General features: G+C 67.2%; 13 protein-coding genes. 7 read left to right on the plus strand and 6 right to left on the minus strand.

Features of this window, described 5'->3' with window-relative positions; genetic code table 11:
- Positions 1 to 10 precede the first annotated feature (10 nt).
- Complete coding sequence (locus ACFVHV_RS02155; RefSeq protein WP_380348183.1) at positions 11 to 919, minus strand: hypothetical protein; 909 nt, start codon at positions 917 to 919, stop codon at positions 11 to 13.
- 762 nt (positions 920 to 1681) lie between these two features.
- Positions 1682 to 2593, minus strand: coding sequence for an SAM-dependent methyltransferase (locus tag ACFVHV_RS02160; protein WP_380348185.1), 912 nt, complete (start codon positions 2591 to 2593; stop codon positions 1682 to 1684).
- A gap of 374 nt (positions 2594 to 2967) precedes the next feature.
- Between ACFVHV_RS02160 and ACFVHV_RS02165 the strand changes: the two genes are divergently transcribed.
- Positions 2968 to 4308 (plus strand): helix-turn-helix domain-containing protein, encoded by a 1341-nt coding sequence (locus ACFVHV_RS02165; protein ID WP_380348294.1) that lies wholly within the window; start codon positions 2968 to 2970, stop codon positions 4306 to 4308.
- Here the strand turns inward: ACFVHV_RS02165 and ACFVHV_RS02170 are convergent.
- From ACFVHV_RS02170 to ACFVHV_RS02180, 3 genes are all read right to left on the minus strand, one after another.
- Complete coding sequence (locus ACFVHV_RS02170) at positions 4283 to 6082, minus strand: prolyl oligopeptidase family serine peptidase (RefSeq protein WP_380348187.1); 1800 nt, start codon at positions 6080 to 6082, stop codon at positions 4283 to 4285. The genes ACFVHV_RS02165 and ACFVHV_RS02170 overlap by 26 nt on opposite strands.
- A 141-nt stretch (positions 6083 to 6223) precedes the next feature.
- Positions 6224 to 7108: a phosphotransferase enzyme family protein gene (locus tag ACFVHV_RS02175; protein ID WP_380348189.1), complete on the minus strand. Its 885-nt coding sequence runs from the start codon at positions 7106 to 7108 to the stop codon at positions 6224 to 6226.
- Positions 7105 to 8490, minus strand: a complete 1386-nt coding sequence (locus ACFVHV_RS02180) for a helix-turn-helix domain-containing protein (protein ID WP_188302159.1) — start codon at positions 8488 to 8490, stop codon at positions 7105 to 7107. Before ACFVHV_RS02180 ends, ACFVHV_RS02175 begins: the two co-directional genes overlap by 4 nt.
- Positions 8491 to 8979: 489 nt before the next feature.
- On the opposite strand from ACFVHV_RS02180, the gene ACFVHV_RS02185 reads away from it, so the two are divergent.
- The 6 genes from ACFVHV_RS02185 to ACFVHV_RS02210 all read left to right on the plus strand — a co-directional run bounded on the left by ACFVHV_RS02185 (position 8980) and on the right by ACFVHV_RS02210 (position 15730).
- Positions 8980 to 9834, plus strand: a complete 855-nt coding sequence (locus ACFVHV_RS02185) for a hypothetical protein (protein ID WP_380348191.1) — start codon at positions 8980 to 8982, stop codon at positions 9832 to 9834.
- Positions 9835 to 10274: 440 nt separating this feature from the next.
- Entirely contained in the window at positions 10275 to 12932 is a 2658-nt protein-coding gene (locus tag ACFVHV_RS02190) for a pyridoxal-dependent decarboxylase (RefSeq protein ID WP_380348193.1), read from the plus strand.
- Complete coding sequence (locus tag ACFVHV_RS02195; RefSeq protein ID WP_380348195.1) at positions 12929 to 13498, plus strand: nucleotidyltransferase domain-containing protein; 570 nt, start codon at positions 12929 to 12931, stop codon at positions 13496 to 13498. The genes ACFVHV_RS02190 and ACFVHV_RS02195 overlap by 4 nt, the downstream gene beginning before the upstream one ends.
- Positions 13474 to 14337, plus strand: a complete 864-nt coding sequence (locus ACFVHV_RS02200) for a histidinol-phosphatase HisJ family protein (protein WP_380348197.1) — start codon at positions 13474 to 13476, stop codon at positions 14335 to 14337. Before ACFVHV_RS02195 ends, ACFVHV_RS02200 begins: the two co-directional genes overlap by 25 nt.
- Positions 14338 to 14369: 32 nt before the next feature.
- Positions 14370 to 15122 (plus strand): sulfotransferase, encoded by a 753-nt coding sequence (locus ACFVHV_RS02205; RefSeq protein WP_188302156.1) that lies wholly within the window; start codon positions 14370 to 14372, stop codon positions 15120 to 15122.
- Positions 15119 to 15730, plus strand: a complete 612-nt coding sequence (locus ACFVHV_RS02210) for a hypothetical protein (RefSeq protein WP_360261285.1) — start codon at positions 15119 to 15121, stop codon at positions 15728 to 15730. The genes ACFVHV_RS02205 and ACFVHV_RS02210 overlap by 4 nt, the downstream gene beginning before the upstream one ends.
- Positions 15731 to 15747: 17 nt before the next feature.
- Here ACFVHV_RS02210 and argS read toward each other — a convergent pair whose 3' ends face one another.
- A complete protein-coding gene (argS, locus tag ACFVHV_RS02215; RefSeq protein ID WP_188302154.1) occupies positions 15748 to 17472 on the minus strand; it encodes an arginine--tRNA ligase in 1725 nt (574 codons plus the stop codon).
- Positions 17473 to 17635 lie beyond the last annotated feature (163 nt).

A 17635-nucleotide genomic window follows, 5' to 3' on the forward strand; every position in this document is an offset into this window, starting at 1 on the left:
CGGCCGAGAATCAGGCCAGAGCGGTCGCGCGGCCAGCGAGGGCCTGTCCCCGGGCGATGAGCAGCAGAGCCTCCGCCTTCTCCGGCGAGTCGGCGACATGGGTCCACGGCGCCTTGGACGCGAACTGACCGAGTGCGCTGAACACTTCGACGGCGGCGGCCATCTGGGCCGATGCCCACAACGCGTGGGCGAGGTAGCTGAGGTCGATGACCGGCCACGCTCCCGGCTCCGCCACGGACCAGCTCTCGTACGCGCGCTGAGCACGGGAGAAGTGGGGCTCCCGGAGCCACTGCCGGAGCACGACCGCGTTGCGCCTCGGCTCGTTGCGGTAGTAGTCGACCGACAAGTACAGCGGTAGGGCCGAGAGCGGTGATCCGGCCGGAGCCATCGACATGACGACGTTCACGAAGTCAGCCGCCGCCGGCCGGTAGACCCGGTGCCAGTAGCGGAGCATGCGGTGGTGGGCCTCTCGGTTGCCCGGATCGCGCCTGAGGACCTCATCGAGCAGCCCCCATGGTCCGGCCGGAAGCATCGGGTCCGACGAGCGCTGCTGATGTTCGGGCCGATGCCTGGCGCGGTCCAGCGCGGCCAGGGCGATCAAGCACACCCACGGAACAGGGTCCGAGCGCACTGCCTGAGCGGCGGCCTGGCACGACTCGCGGGCTTCCTGCTCCAAGCGCTCGGCCTCCGGCGAGCTGGCCTCGGCTGCGGCCAGGGCGTGCTCGACCATCACCCGTGTCCGCACGATGGCGAGCCCCGGATCGTCCGGGTCCTCGCGGGCCCAGTCGGTGAGCACCGTCGACCGGGCCGCGACCAGCGCCAGCACCTGCGTCCGAGAAGTCCGTAGGCCAGCGTTCTGCGCCGTGGCGGCCAGCAGCCGCTGCGTCGACAGCCAGCGCCCGGCCCGCAGGTCGTCCACCGCAGTCCGGAGCGCACTGTCGAACCCAGCGGGGTGGTACACCGGCCGAGTCGGAGACGCGGCGATCACGGATCACCCTTTCAGTCATAGACATGCCATACATGGAGGGCCAGGCCCCACGGTCGATCAAGCGGGACGTCCATCGGCTCCTGTCTGGGATGGATGAACACTCCACGACCGACCGCAGCACCTCGTCGAGATCAGCGGGATGGAACACCACCCGCGCGGTACCCGCTGCCTCACAGGTGCGCATCTCGCACACCTCCAGCCGCCGGACGCCTCTGCGGGCCGGCTTGGACACAGCAGACGGCACGACCGTCAGCGGTTTGCCCACTCCCGCACCCGGCACTCCACGCCGGCACCTCACCGCGGGCGGCTGCCATCACGGCTGACACAAGATCCGTGACCAACTCGTCCACCCGCCGGCGCTCCGCAGCCAAGGCCGTAGCCGACTGCATCACCAGGTGCTGAAGCGAGCCCGGCTCCGCTCCGGCCGCCAACGCCACCAGGTACTGAGCCAGGTCGGCGCCCGCCGCGGGCGGCAGCGCGGTCGCCGCGGCCAATGCCTTCTCCAACTCGGAGGCCCTGCGGCGTGCCACCGTCGCGACCCGCTGCGAGTAGGCCGCCACGAGCAGCGCGACCAGCGAGCAGGCGACCATGCCGCCCACGGCTGCGCTTTCTGCATGAGATGCCATCAGATCCTCGCTGAGGTGGCAGGAATGGAGGATGAACTGCCGGTCGGCCAGCTGGGTAGCCCTCTGATCAGGACTTGCGGCCGAGGACGCCATAGCAGGAGACCGCGGCGTCGGTCAGCGCTGGGTCGACCGGGCCGTCCGGCCGCCACCGGGAGACCACCTGCAGTCCGGGCGGCATGATCTGCAGGCCGGCGGTGATGGCCTCGATCTCGGATCGGGACCGGGCCTGGGCTGGGATGTGGGCCTTGCGGTAGAGGGCCACGACGTTCTCCCAGGCGCCGGGGTCGAAGTCGCCGGTGACGTGGGACAGCATCACGCAGCTCCCGTGCGGAAGGGCCTCCACCAGCTCGGCGACCAGGCCGCGCGGATCGTCCGAATCCTCGATGAAGTGCAGGACCGCGATCAGCATCAGAGCGATGGGCCGTTGGAAGTCCAGCACTGCGCGGGCACCGGCGAGAATCTGCTGCGGGTCGCGAAGATCGGCCTTGAGAACCGCGGTCCGCCCCTCCGGCTGGCTGGTGAGCAGGGCGCGTGCGTGGGCCAGCACCATCGGGTCGTTGTCGACGTAGACGACACGGGAGGCCGGGTCCTCGGCCTGGGCAATCTCGTGGGTGTTGGGGCTGGTGGGGATCCCGGTGCCAATGTCCAGGAATTGGCTGATCCCCAGTCGTGCGAGATGCCGGACCGCGCGCTCCAGGAAGCGCCGGTTCTCGCGGGCCGTGGTCGGCAGCGTGGGTGCCACCTTCAGCAGCGCATCAGCCGCTGCCCGATCGGCCGCGAAATTGTCCTTGCCGTTGAGGTAGTAGTCGTACAGCCGGGCCGGGCGCGGCCGGTCGGCCAGCAGATCACCGGACGGCGCACCAGAGGAGTAGGACTCGGGATCGCCGCCGACGGCTGTAGAGATCATCTGGGTCGGAAACGTGCCGACGCCGAGCGGCGCGCTGTCCGACTCCGGGCGGTGGTCCTGGGTCGTGGTCATGTCTCCTCAGTCGGTCAAGGCTCAAGCGCGCATCGCGCATTGTTAGTTGGTGCCCGCTCGGTACGGAGGGGGATGCCGTATCGAGCGGGCGGTCGGGAGTCCGGGCGCGCGGGCCCGGTCGGGGGCACGTCTGGGGCGTCTCCGTGCGCCGGCGCCGGGCGGGCAGCGATTCCAGATTGGCTGGCCGATTACCGGAGTACGAGTGGCTGGATGCGGACATGATGGGTGTCCGCATCCGAGCTGCGGGAACTCGTCGTCCGTCCACATGACCAGCTGACGCCGGATCGCCTACACAAATGGCAGTGAGTGGAACAGAATGTGACGACTCGTCGTGGAGCCGGGTCGTGGGTGAGTAGGGAAGCAGCGGGGGTGTGATGGCAGCCAAGGCGCGGGAGCTTGTCTCGGCTGGCTCGGCGCTGGCCAAACTCGGGGCAACGCTGCGCGAACTTCGGACCGCCAGAGGGTTAAGTCAGGCCAAGTTGGGCGCCGCAGTCCATAGCAGTGCCGATTTGGTCCGCCGGGTCGAGGCGAGCGAGCGGTTCCCATCGCGTCAGTTCATCGCGGCCTGCGATCAGGCCCTTGAGGCCGGTGGTGCGCTCGTTGACCTCTGGCCGGCAGCCGAGGAAGAGCGTCGTCGCACGCCATCACTCGGCTCTGCGCGCAAGAGCGAGCCGTCTGCCAGATTCGACCCGAAGGCATCTGAGCTGGTGGTCGCGGAGTGGGTCGCAGCGGACCCGGGACAGGCTGCGGCCAATGAAGGCAGCCGACTCTGGGTTACCGAGGACGATGTTGAAGTGGCGGGCGGGATGCTCGCGATGTTTCGGCAGTTGGATCACGCCCACGGCGCAGGGCAATTCGCAACCCAACTCCGCACCTACGTCGACACGGAGCTGAGCTCGCTGCTCTCCCGCTCCGCGGCAAGCGCTGACGTCGATCGCTCGCGGGCCCGGATCGCAGCGGGCTTCCTCGAACTGGCCGGCTACCAGGCGGTGGACGCGGGGCGGCCAGGGTGGGCGCAGACGTACTACAAGCAGGCGCTGGGCCTCACCCACGGAGTGGCCGACGACGCCTACGGCGCCTACCTTGTTGCGGTCAACCTCGGGCATCTGGCGCTGCACTGCGATCACCCTCAGGTCGCGCTCCGCTGGGCCCAGGCGGCAAGCGTGAGGGCAGGGACCTCCGCGAGCGCAGCCACCCGTGCCGCGATCGTCGCCGTCGGCGCGCGCGCTCACGCTCGGCTGGGTGACGAGCGCGAGGCGACAGCCATGCTCCTTCAGGCCGAGAAGCTGCTAGACACCTCGACGTCCGGCAACGAGCCACCGTGGATCGCGTACTTCACCCGGGCCTACCTTGCGGACGAGATGGCACACTGCTTCCACGACCTCGGCAGGGCCCCGCAGGCCCGCGCCCAGGTAGCTGACGCACTGCTCGGAGTTGGGCGTGATCGCGTACGCCGTCGTGCCATTGACGCGACCCTGATGGCCTCAACCTGGCTTCGGTCAGGCGACATCGAACAAGCCTGCACCGTGGGTTTCGAAGCCGTCGGGTACGCCGCGCGCACCTCCTCTGGACGCTGTGTCGACCGCGTTGCCCGTTTGCTTACCGACCTCGCGCCGTATGCAGAGCAGCGGGCGGTCGCGGACCTCGACGAGTTCGTTCGCCAGGTTCTGCCAGCCGCAGCCAAACGTGCTACGGCAACACCCCTACCGGCGTGATCCTCTGGAAGAAGCGCAGCTCTGCTTCCAGTACGGCTCGGCGGCTTTCCGGCACCGACAGGTAGTGGTCACCCCCCTCAAGGAAGAGCGTCTCGTGATCGGCACCACGTGCTTGCAGCTCGGCGGCAAGACGCCGGGCGTCGGCCACTGTGGCGATGTCGTCGCTGGTTCCGTGGACGAGCAGCACCGGGACACGGATGGCCTCGGCGCGCACCGCACCCACCGGCCCGGCGAGGACTGCGGCGTGCGGTCGCTGGAACCGGGGTGCTGTGATTGTCCAGCGCTTCGGGTCGATGATTGCGGATGTGGCTGTGGCACCGGTGAACGGGCCGGTCAGACAGGCGGCTTGGAGCGCGGTGTATCCGCCCGCACTGGCCCCGCTGATGAACACCGCGCCCCGGAGGGCTGTGCCGTCGGCCAGGAGCTGCTGTGCGACGGCCGCGCAGTCTTCGACATCGAACTCCCCCCAGTGACCGTGGAGGGCTTGCCGGAACTGGCGCCCCTGCCCTGTGCTACCTCGGTAGGCGACTTCGGCAACGGCGAAACCGCGAGCAACGAAGTACTGCACGGTCCAGTCGAGGCGCATCGGCACATCGTCGGTTGGTCCCGGGTGCGCGCGGACGAGCAGCGGCACAGGCCCGTTCACGAGTGGACGGTGCAGCAGGTAGCGGATGGTGGTACTGCTGGAGCGTACTTCGCGGATGGTCGGAGCCGCGCAGGAGTACTGTGGCTGCTCGTGCATGGGGGTTGGAAAATTCCAGCGCCAGGCGGGAATCGGGCTAGCAGGGTCGAAGACGCGAATCGACGGGGTACTGGTCGGTGTGGAGGCAATCAGCGCTACCTGTTGGCCGAGCACCGCGACGTAGGGCTTCACCGAGGTCACATCAGCTTCCTGTTCGCGGCAGTGGCCGTCTCCGCCTACGGTGATCAGGCGTGTGCGGAACCCGTCGGAGACCGTGAGCACGATCTCGCCTCCCGGCAGGAAGCCGAACGACTGGTATCCGCCCTCCCACGGCGCTGGCGCGCAGTCGGCATCCATGGGAGCTACCGCGTGGACACGCAGGCCGTCCCAGCGGTACAGATTCCACCATCCTGTGCGATCGGAGAGGAAGTACAGCATTCCGTCTGGCCCCCATGCTGGCTGGACCACGGATTCTTCTTCCCCGCCGGCAACAAGCTTGGGCGAGGGCGCCGGCCCGTGCTCCGGAAGGTCTGTCACCTGGAGCCGGCTGGAGTCCCACGGCATCCGGTCGCAGTCCCACTCGAGGTAGGCGAGTAGGCCGCTGCGGCAGCGCGGCGCTGCGAGGAACCCCGATGAACTCACCAGCGCCCGCATGCTCTGGCCGTCGGTGTCGACCTTGACGATCTCGTCGCCGTGGTCGTTCCCCCGTACGGCCAGCAGGTTGCCGTCCGCGAGGTGCAGGTCGCCGTAGAGGAAGCGGTCATCCGCCGGGACGATCGGGCGGGGAGCGCCGACATCGGCCAGTTCGTAGATCTTGCTGTCCTCAGCGCTGATGATCCACTGGCGGTCAGTGGTGACGGCGTACGCCCCGCCGCCGTACGCGTGCAGCCAGCCTCCCAGGGACAGTTCCGGCGGAGTCTGCGGATGGGCCTTCTCCTGCGGCCTCGCGCGCATCAGGCGGCGAGTTCCCCCTAGGTCAGGGTCCGACTGGATCCACCACAGTTCGCCGTCCGCAGAGGTGAGTTCGTCGTATGTCGTGTGCTTGCGGGCCACCCATTCGGCGTCGAGTGGTTCGTTGCTCTTGCCGGTCATCCGATCCTCTCGACCCTGGAGGGGTGTTATCGATCACCGACGGTACCGGGCGTGCCGGCCTTCCTGCTCTGCACGGTCGACCGCTTGCCACAGCGCCTTCTCAACCGCACCCGGCACCTGCTCGGTCGGACACTCGTGCCGCTACTCGACGGCTGCCCATCCCCACGGCCGCGAGCCGTGGTCGCCTTGGAGGCAGGCCAGTCGGTAGTGGGCTTGGTCGCGGTAACGCTCGGGGTCGCGTGCCGCCGCTTGGAGAGCGAAGCAGGTCACTCGAAGTTCACGGATGTCGCGGAGGACGGGGTAGCCCGCCCAGGCGGTCACGTCTGTGCCGTAGGCATCGCAGAACGCCGCGTACTGGTCGTCCGACACGGTGCCGAATGTGCCGTGACCGACGGCCGTAGAGGTGAGGTCCCACTCGGGCGGGCCGAGAGAGGAACGCTCAAAGTCCAGGAGATACGAGGTGGTTGCTGTGACAGCAACATTGCCGCCCCAGGCATCGCCGTGGATGACGCTCTCGGGACTACCTATAGGCAGGTCGGCCCACGCGCTCTGGAGACTGACGAGGCGGGCCCAGAGCCATCGCCGCTGTTCATCATCAAGGGTCGTCGCCTCACCAATCCGGGCGGCGAGGCGGACGAACGGGTCCAGCCGTCCCAGGTGGAAGGCGGGGACAGGGAGCTGGTGGAGGCGCCGAAGGAGCGGGGCCATGTCAGCTGCGGTGCCGGCCCGGTGAACCGGCAGCTCATGCCAGAAGGTGACCGGGTGGCCGTAGACCTCGACAGGATCCGCCAAGTCCTCGAGCGGCCGTACTGCAGGGACATCGCAGTCGTGCAGCCAGCGGGCGACCGCGAGCTCACGGACCGCGGCGGCCCACTGACCGGGGCGAGCGATGCGAGCTACGACCTGTTGCGGAAGCCTCCACAAGGCGTTCTCGCCGATGCGCAGAGGCTCGGCCCCGTCGGCAGCGAGTCCGGCTTCTGCGCACGCCTTGAGCAGCACAGCATGGGAAAGATCCACTGTGGTCATGCCGTCACCATCGAACTGATCTGCTCTCGCAGGTCCCGGGCGTCCGGAAGCTCGGGATGGCGTTGCGTGAGACCTCGGAGCTCATCCAGTTCGTGCTTGGCTCGCAGCGAGCGGAGCTGAGCTGCTTCGGCAAGCGCGATACGACCATCGGCAACAGCCTCGGCCGGGTCACCGGTGGCCATCCGGAGAGAGGCCAACTTCGTACGGGAGAAGGTCCGGGACCGCGCGTAGTCGGCAGTGTGGGTGTCGACGGCGGTCTGCAGGCGCATAAGTGCCGAGCGCGGGGGATGGCCTAGGAGGGCAAGGTCGAACAGGGCGTGTCCTGTGTCGCCGTGGTGCTGGGCGCTGTCGTAATAGGCCATCCAGGGCCCCTCGTTGGCCGGAACCATCCCGGCAAAGGAATCGTCAGACTCTCCGACCGCAGCGAGTGCCTGCTGCGTCTTGCCCATCTTGGCGAGTGCCCGGGCACGGGCGTTGTGGAGCATCGAGCGCTCAGCAGGGGAGAGACGGTCCGCGCGAATGAGCCCGAGCTCGGCGAGGGTGAGTCCGGTATCGGGGTCACCGCGCCACGTGGCGTGCCGCGAGCGCAGGTTGTAGGAGACGGCACGCGATGGCCAGTTGTCTGCTTCCTCGGCACACAGGGTGGCGAAGACGAAGTAGCGCTGCGCGTCCTCATGGGCGAACGCGTCAAATGCCGAGGAGCCGACAGCGGCGGCCAGGCCGCTAACGGCCGTGAACAGGCCGCCCCTGAGTGGAGACGGGCAGTCGGCGCTCAGGAGGTTTGCGGCCCACTGGACTTGGGCGCGTGCGGTGTCTCGGACGACACCAGCGCCACCGTAGAGGTTGTCCCAGCTGCGCAAGGTGGTGGCCGCGGTGTTGATCTGGTCGATATCAGCGGAGCGAACTGTCGCCGGTACCGCGGTGGCCGAGCTGGCGTTCGCAAGAGGGAGTAGTGCGCCGGTGGCAGCGCTTGCTGCGGCGAGGAAGTTGCGTCGGAGCATGGTGCTGAACTCGTTCCAGTCGGAGGTAGACCGGGGCTCCTCCAGAGTGCCCCCCAACCAGGCTCCGAGGGGAGTGCTCGCGTTCCAGATCGGAGAGTTGTCCACATCCCGGGCGCGGTTGTCCACATCAGCTTGAGCCGGCTCCAAGAGCCGAGCGATAGCGCCCCCGGTTTCCAGGGCCGTGTCCATGTCCGCGGCATATCGCGCCTTGCAGGTGCGTTGGCCCTTCTCTAACTTGCTGACCAGGTCGCCGCTGATGTGCACCAGGGCGCCAAGTTGATCCTGGCTCAGTCCTCGCAAGACCCGCCAGTGCCTGATCTCGGCCCCCAGCCGTTCACGGGCAGAGCGTGATGGTTGAAGATCCTTCGGTCGCTGCGGCATCAGATCCCCCCTCAGCGAACTGATGTGGACAACATGGCTCCCGCTTGTCGGCGCGACCCCGCGAGATCACCCAACGGCACAGATCGTTTCACACTGTTGCGCGCTCAGTACACAACGCGATCAGGCTCGTCGCGTGGCTGCTTCGGTTCGCGAACTCGACGTACATCGCTCAGAGTCTCGGGCCGTGACTTCGGCGACCGAGACCGTATTAGGTCGCATCCATACGGACAGACTCCGTGTCCGCATACGCGGTCTGGCATCTGACTCTCCGTAGATCCACCCTTGACGGACGGATTGCCGCGGGAGACGCACGACCGCCGATGGTTACGGAACGTCCGCAGGTGTCTGCGGACCGTCCCGGAACGCGGTCGCCATCCGTTCGGCGGCGGCCAGCATCGCTGGACCATGAGAGAGGAGAGCTCCACGGACGATCTCACCGCATTCTCAGCCATACGCAAGGAAGACCCTATAGCCAGTAGGAGAGACCTCGTGGCCCACATCTCCGCCCATCCAGCTTCGTCCGCCGGCGCTTTGGCACCCACGGATCCGACGTTCCGGATCGTGTTCCTCTTCCACAGCAACCTGGACCTGCTGGAGACGACGCTGCCGCGCTGCCTTGAAGCGCTCACCGACTCGACCAAGGAGTCGTTCGAGGTCATGCTGCACTGCGACGGTACTTCTCCCGAGGTTGCTTCCAAACTCCCGGCGCTCTTGACTGGCTGGGGTGTTGACGAACTGAGGGTTCGCCGGCGCCATCGATTTGTCGCCTCGGGTGATGGCTCAAACAACGGGCACCGCCAACTCTTCGCCCTCCGCTCGCCCTACCTGATCGTGATCGAGGACGACGTGGTGATGTATCGCACCGATCCGTCCTTCGACGTGCTGGCAGCCTGCCGACGACTCTTCGAGAGCTGTCCCGACGTACCAGCTTTGAGCAAGGTTGATGACTACCACCAATGGTCCTGGGCGTTGAAGGACGAAGGCACCGAGATTGAGCCGGGTGTGCGCTCAGTGAACCGGCTGTCGACCCACTTCGTCGCCTACGACGTCCAACGCTTCACCGCGGTGGCGGCCCGGCTCGGTGGCTTCGACCTCGATGTGTTCATCGACAGGGATGACCTCAGCTACAACTGGGAAGATCTCGTGTCACACGTCGGGACCACCGGCGGACGCCGGATCGCCTTCCCTGAGGGCTGGCCGCTGAAGGTCTTCCACTGCGACCGCAAGGTGGTCGCCGGCTCGATGTACCACACCCAGGACCCGCGGCTGAAGGCCCAGATCCTCGCCGACCTGGAGCAGCAGTTCCGGGCTCAGCCCTCATCGGATACGAGGGTGACCGCGTGATGCCCACGACCCCGCGCGCCCTCGAAACGGCCGACTATGTACAGAGGGTGACGAGTTGGTTCGAGCTGGTTGCGCAGAGCAGCTCGCTGTCGGAGCGATTCCGACGCCGGTACGCCATCGTGCTCGCTCAGCTTGAGTCTCGGGCCGCGGCAGACGATGTTCTGGCGGCGCGAGCTGTTGCTGAGAGGAACCCTCACGGGGCGGTAGTGATCCTCGTCCACGGGCTCCCGCCACAGCTCCAGCCGAGCGCTTCGTCTGACAAGCCGACAGTCGAAGGTGTCGGGCCGGCTGCACGGACGGTACGGGATCTACTCGCCCCGGTCTCGGACTTCGGGTCATTCATGGCCTCTCAGCCGCCACTGGCGCAGACTGCCGTCCCGATCCATCCGTCGCGCCGAGCGCGCCTGGTCCAGTCGGCGGACAGGAGCTCCGGCGGGCTGGTGGCGTTGGTCTGGTCGGCCGAATCCGTTGAGGCTCGGCTGCGCAACGAGGAGCGCATTGGGGAGCTGTTGAGGCAGTTCACGTCGCCCTCTGGCCTCCGGTTCGAGGTCCAGGGCGACTACGCCTTGGTGCGAGTCGATCCCTCGTCCGACCCGTGGGCCTTCACGCCGAACCTCGGGCAGACCCTGGAGGACCTGCTGCGCTCGGACGCCCTCGGTTCTGCTGTACGAGGGCGTGTCGTGGTGTCGCTACGGGCGATGCGCAAGGCGATGCTCACCGCCGGCGTGATCTGGCAGGGCTTCGCGCCGCGCAACATGTTCCTGCGCGGCGAGGTGATCGTGCTCATCGACTTCGAGGAGGTCGTGGATGCAGCGGCCGATCCGGTGCGGGCCGCCGAGTGCCTGCTGTGGCACCGGATCTTCTTCGCCGATTGCCTCGATCCTGTCGAGGCAGAAGAGCTGTTCGCTGGGGACGAGGGTGGCGCGCCGCTGATAGAGGACGGTCACCCGCTGGCCGCGGACTCCTTCGAGCGTGCACTGCTCAACGTCCAGACAGTCTCCTGGCAGCAGAGGAGGGATCTGCTGTGGCAAAGTCTCCGGCTGGAGGGGCGCCACGCTCGCCCCGAAAAGGTTCGAGACCGCGGACTGCTCCATGGGCACGAACTGGGCCATTTCTGGGGCGACTTCCTTCCGGCTGCTCAAGAGGCGCGTCTGTTCTCGCACCTGGCGTCGGTCAGTGATCCGGCCATGCTCGTTGCGTGCCTGGAGGTGTTCGAAGCCGCGATGGAGGCGGACATCTGCCGGGCCATCACGGTCAACTGCCGCGGTGAGGCCGACGGAGCACCTCTGCGCACCGAGGCGGTGATCGACGCCCTGGACGCGGTCGAGGTTGGTGACCTTGCTGCCGAGCGGTCCCGCATCGTGCGTTGGTACGACCGGCTCGTGACGGACCCCGCGCAGCTAGTGGACGAGCTGCTTCTTGCCGTTGGTACTGCGGTCGGCGGGGTGGATCGTTCGGTGCTGGACATGTACCTGGTGGGCGGAAGTGCTAGCCGTGCCAGCCATGAGGCAGACCTCACCTCCGCAGTCCGCGTCGGGTTGGACTTTCTGCACGGCTCCGGGTCGGAGACTCCCTTCTTACGCCATGCCGATCCGACTGCGTTGCAGAAGACCATCGCCGGCCCGCTCCCCGAGGCCGGATCCTGCTTCGACCACGTTCTAGCCGAGATCGAGGAGGTGATCGCCCGTCACTCCATCCGGCAAGGGCACCCTCGCTACCTGGCATTCCCGGACTCGGGGAACGCGCTGGCAGCGCTGGCCGGCAGCATCCTCAGCCCACTGCTCAACCAGAACCTGATCGCGGTCGACCGCAGCGCCCCGTCCGCCACGTTCGTGGAGGTTCAGGTCATCGAGTGGCTGCGGGCATTGGTCGGCTACGAGGACTCTCCGCTGACCGAGCTGCGCGGGGTGAAGGACGTGGGCGGGCTGTGGACGACAGGCGGCCACTTGTCCAATCACGTTGCCATGCTGGCGGCGCTAGGCCGGGCCTATCCCCAAGTTCGCAAGCTGGGACTGCGGGTGCTCGACACCCAGCCTTCCGTGGTGATGGCCGGCCCTATCGCCCACTACTCGCACAGCGATGCTGCCTTCCACCTGGGGCTGGGTTGGGACTCCGTGCTGTCGGTGGGCACCGAGCGGGGTTTCACCACCGATCCGGCTGCGGTGGACCGCCTTCTGGCGGACCCGCCGGCAGGTCGTACTCCTTTCATGGTCGTGGGGGTGGCCGGGAACTGCCGCACGACCGGCTTGGACGACCTCGAGGCGCTGGGGGAGGTCTGCCGTCGACACGGGGTCTGGTTTCACGTGGACGCCTGCCACGGCGGCAGCCTGATCTTCAGCGAACGGCTCCGCAGCCAGCACCTGGCCGGGATCGAACTCGCGGACTCCGTGTCCCTGGACCCGCACAAGGGCCTATTCACCCCTTACCCGTCCTCGTATGTCCTCTTCCGAGACCGGGCGGTGCTCACCCAGTTCAGCCGTCATGAGGCCGCCGTCATGGCTGACGACTGCTGGGACCTCGGGCTCATCACTCCGTTCCTCGGCTCCCGCGGCTTCCAGAGCCTGGCCACCTGGATGCTGCTACGCCACGTCGGCACCCGCACGCTCGGCGCGATGGTGGAGTCCCGGCAGGCGATCGTCCGCTATCTGGAACGCCGAGTCGACGACAGCGGGCTGTTCGTCCGGCTCAACGATGTGGACTTCTATCGGCTGGCCTTCGTGTTCTGCCCGCCAGCCTTCCGTAGGGCGATGGCGGAGCTTGACCCTGCTGGCCGGCTGCGGGCGGCCAAGGTGATCAGCTCGTATACCTCGCGGCTGAACACTGCGCTGTACCAGTCAGGTGAGGTCTGCTTCGACGAGCACGCACTCGGGGACCTCGACGACCGGATCGGAGCGGGGGCCGGCACCAGCTACACGATCATGGCGGCCTGCCCGGGCAACCCACTGGTCACCCGCGAAGACTTGGACGCTGCCATGAAGAAGTTGGCCTCCGAAGCGCTCGCGCTGGTGGAACCGATGCTCGCTGAGCTTCGCGGCAACCTGCCGCAGCAGACGCGTCGGCGAGCTGGCGGGCCGGCGGGATGGAGCGACGTCGAGTGAGCAGCGAACTCGTCTCCCAGGTCTCCCGGTTCCTCGAGCAGCATGCCCCTGGTCTGGTGGCCGCGTTCGTGTATGGCTCGGTGGCCACCGGGCACGCTGGGCCTGGGAGCGACATCGACTGCTTTGTCATGCTGGACAACTTGCCGGACCCGGGTACCCGAGAGCAGCTGCGAGTCGGCTTCGGCAGGCTGCAGACGGCGCTGGGCTACACCCCCGATCTGAACTATCCGATCGAGGTGTTCAGCGTGGAGCAGTGCCTGGCAGCGCTGTCGAGCGCAACAACGCACCGTGCACTCGGCCAGGCATGCTCGCAGGCGGCGCTCTGCGAGGACCTGGCCGAGACGGACGCGGTGGAAGTGCTTCGGGCGATGCTTGGCACCCGCCTGACCGTGCGCTCAGCCCCGCAGCTGGACGATCTGACCCGGTTGGCGCAGGAGCTCTTGGCTGAGGCAAGCGGCCATACCGTACTGGCCCCCGACCGCGATGTGCTGCGGGCCCTCGGCGTTCGCAGTGATTCACCCACCAGTGAGAGGACCACGAAGTGGACAGTAACGAGCAGCAGATAGTCCCGGACCGTCGGCTACTGCCGGCGGACAATCACGTGCATACCGAATGGTCCTGGGACGCCTCCACAGCCGTGATGGAGCAGGCGTGCGAGCGGGCGCTGGCGATCGGCTTACCTGCGATTGCCTTCACCGACCACGCCGACTTCACCGCGTGGGCCTTCCCAGGCCAGCAGGCCGAGACACCGGTGGTGCGAGTGATCGACACTCACGCCCGCAGCGGCCTGCTGGATGTCGACGGGTACTGGGAATGCCTGGAGCACTGCCGCGCCCGCTTCCCCGACCTGAAGATCCTGGCAGGAGTCGAACTGGGTGAGCCCCACTTGTTCGCGGCCGAGACCAGCTCGCTGGTCCAACGGCGGGACTTCCAAAGGGTTCTCGGCTCGTTGCACTCTCTGGAGGTGGACGGGCAACTGCACTACGCCCCGACCGTGTTCACTGCGGACACGGCGATGGAGACCATGCGCACGTATCTCGCTGAGACCCTGCGCATGGTGGAGAGCAGCAGCATCTTCGGGATCCTGGCCCACATCGACTACCCCATGCGGGCCTGGCCGAAGACAGCGAAGCCCTTCGACTCGGCGGACTACCAAGAGGAGTACCGGGCTGTCCTTCGTGCCTTGGCCAGCTCCGGCCGGGCGCTAGAGGTCAATACCGGGGGCCCGTGGCCGGCGGACAACGTGCTCCGCTGGTGGCGTGAGGAAGGCGGGGAGGCGGTGTCGTTCGGCAGCGACTCCCACGAGCCGTCCACGGTCGGGCAGAACTTCGCCCTCGCCGCGGCGATGGTGGAGAGCGTCGGGTTCCGTCCTGGCAAGCACCCCATCGACTTCTGGCGCCGGTGATCCCTGTGCATGAACCACGAGGAGATGACGCCATGTCTGTCGCGCTCTCACGCAGCCGTCTTGTCGCGTCGCCGGTCTTCATCCTCAGCTCGATCCGCTCCGGTTCGACGCTGCTGCGGTGCATCCTGGACACGCATAGCCGGATCAGGGCTCCGCACGAGCTGCACTTGGCCGATCTGGAGGTCAAACTCACAAGCAAGTACGTCGAGTTGGCCATGGGGGTATCCGGCCTGCCCCAGGAGGAGATCGAGCATCTGCTGTGGGACAGGCTGCTGCACCGGGAGCTCGCTCTGAGCGGGAAGGAGATCGTCGTCGATAAGACACCGGGCAACTTGCTGCTGTGGCGCAGGCTGTCCGATTGCTGGCCCGATGCGCGCTTCATCTTCCTCCTCCGTCACCCGCTGCATATCCTCCAGTCCGCGATCGCGGGGCGTCCCGACAAGGACCTCGACGACTCGGTGTACCTGGTGACCACGTATCTGCGGGAGTTGGACAAGGCCCGGCAGGAGCTGCCTGGCCTGACGGTTCGCTACGAGGACCTCACCGCCGCGCCGGAACGGGTAACGCGAGAGGTGTGCGCGCATCTGGGGGTGGCCTGGGAGGCGGGCATGCTGGACTACGGGGCCGCGGATCACGGGCCGATGCTGTGGGGCATCGGGGATTTCACCGAGAACATCAAGACTGGATCGGTGCAACCGAGCCGCGATCTGCCAGCCGATTCCGAGGTCCCCGAGTACCTGCGTGAGGCGTGCGCGGCTTTGGGCTACGGCCCAGCCACCGCGTGAACCTCGCCGAGGACGGCGACGCCTGTCGGCTTCTTCAGCGGCAGGCGTCCCGGCAGGAGGCAGCTCGGCAGGTGCTCGATGTGCTCCAGCCCCTTGAGCGGTGGCAGCGATTCGGGGAGCCGAGATTGTGCGGGGCGGCTGCGTACGGGCTGCTGGTCGTCCCGGACATCGACATCGAAATCTACGGCGACCTTCGCGTCGAATCCGGCTTTGCTCTGCTCGCCGCCTGGGCCAAGGACCCTGCCGTGCGAAGAGCACTGTTCATCAACGCTGTTGGCGAGGCGGACGCGGGGCTCGGCTGGGAACTCCGATATCACCACCAGGGGGTGCCATGGGCTGTACAGATGTGGTTGCTGGCCGGCGACTACGACGGCCCCAGATCCGCCGATCTTGTCGGGCCGATGCGTTCGGCCTTGGACGATGTGACGCGGGCCGCCATCCTGCGCCTCAAGGAGGCACTTGTGGAGCGGGGCGCGGCCTACCGGTCGATCGACGTCTACCGTGCGGTGCTCGACCACGGGGTGGAAAGCATCGAGGAGTACGACCGGTGGTGCCGGTCGCACTCCTCGACGGGGTTGATCAACTGGCGGCCTGCCCCATCGCGCTAGTCGGTGGGGCAGCTGCGTCACATCTGGTTGGGGGCGTCGATCCCGAGCAGTTCGAGGCCGAGCGCCAGGGTCCGTGCGGTGAGGTCGCACAGAGCCAGTCGGCTCTGCCGGACATCTCCTTCGGCGCGGAGCACGTGGCACTTCTCGTAGAAGGACGTGAAGGCGCTGGCCAATCCGTAGAGGTAGTGCGCGAGCCGGTGGAACTCCAGGTTCTCAGCGACCTCGGAGATCAGAGTGCCGAAGCCAAGCAGCTCCAGTGCCAGGGCACGCTCGGCCGGCTCCGCGATGACCAGCGTGTCGATGGTACGGGTGGGCTCTACCCCGGCGCGCCGGAAGATCGAGCAGATCCGGGCCCGGGCGTACTGCAGGTAGGGAGCGGTGTTGCCCTCGAACGAGAGCATCCGGTCGTAGTCGAAGACGTAGTCCTTGAGACGGTCGGTCGACAGATCGGAGTACTTGACCGCGCCGATCCCAACAGCCCGTGCAACGGCGGCACGGGTCTCCTCGTCCAGCTCTGGGTTCTTCTCCGCGATGACGGCAGAGGCCCGGATGATCGCCTCCTCCAGGAGGTCGACGAGCTTGACGGAGACGCCGGCACGGGTGCGCAGCATCTTGCCGTCACTGCCGAGGATCGAGCCGTGGCCGATGTGCTCGGCACGGGCCGGCGGGGCGAGCCAGCCGGCATCGCGGGCGGTCTCGTAGACCATCTCGAGGTGCTGGTGCTGGGGCAGGCCAACGACGTAGAGCAGCCGGGTGGCGTGCAGATTCCTCAGACGGTGCCGGATGGTAGCGAGGTCTGTGGCCCCGTAGCCGAACCCGCCGTCGCCCTTCTGGACGATGATCGGCAGCGGGTCGCCGTTGCGGTTGAGGTAGTCGCCGGGGAAGACGCACTTGGCGCCTTCACTGTCACGGAGCAGCCCCAGCTCGTCCAGCTCGTCCAGAACCGACTGGAGCTGGTCGTTGTAATAGCTCTCCCCGAAGAAGTCATCCTCGTTCAGGCGCACACCCAAGGTGCTGTAGACGGTGAGGAAGTACTTCTTCGACTCGTCGACCAGGGTGCGCCACAGGCGCAGCGTGGTCTCGTCCCCACCTTGCAGAAGAACCACGCGCTTGCGGGCCCGGTCCTTGAAAGCCTCGTCGGCGTCGAACTTCGCGCGAGCGGCCCGGTAGAAGCCGTTGAGGTCACCTACGGACAGCTCGTGGGCGGCCTCGGACTCGCCGATGTCCAGGAGGTGTTCGACGAGCATGCCGAACGGCGTGCCCCATTCTCCGATGTGGTTCTGACGGATCACCGTGTGACCCTGCCATTCGAGCAGGCGCACGGCGGCGTCACCGATGATCGTCGAGCGGAGGTGCCCGACGTGCATCTCCTTGGCGGCGTTCGGGGCCGAGTAGTCGATAGTGATCGTCTCGGGGCCCTCGACCTGCGGAACGCCCAGCCGGTCGTCATTGAGCGTGTCGGCCAGCATCTGGCCGAGGACGTCGTCGGAGATGGTCAGGTTGATGAAACCCGGCCCGGAGATCTCCACGGACGAGCACAGGTCGTCGAGCTTGGCCTTTGCGACCACCTGAGCGGCGATCTCGCGCGGGTTGCCGCCGATCTGGCGGACGAGGGGCAGAGCGGCGTCGGACTGGAAGTGCGCGTGCTGGGATCGTCGGACGAGGGGGTCCACGGAAGTTCCCGCCACTGCCTCGAACGCCGATTTGAGCCGCTGACGCAGCAGCTCTTCCAGGTTAGCCATTTCAAAAATCTAGCCGAGCCGAAAGAGACGTGTCCAATCCCGGCCGCAGCTCTGACGAGTAGTCAGGCCATGCCTCTCCAAACGATCATGCAGCCCCGGCGTCGGAGGTGCAAGCTGCGCTCGAGATCAAGATCGGATAATCGCGCCGCTGATCGGAGAGGAG

Source organism: Kitasatospora sp. NPDC127116 (assembly GCF_042677365.1).
GTDB lineage: Bacteria > Actinomycetota > Actinomycetes > Streptomycetales > Streptomycetaceae > Kitasatospora > Kitasatospora lactacystinica.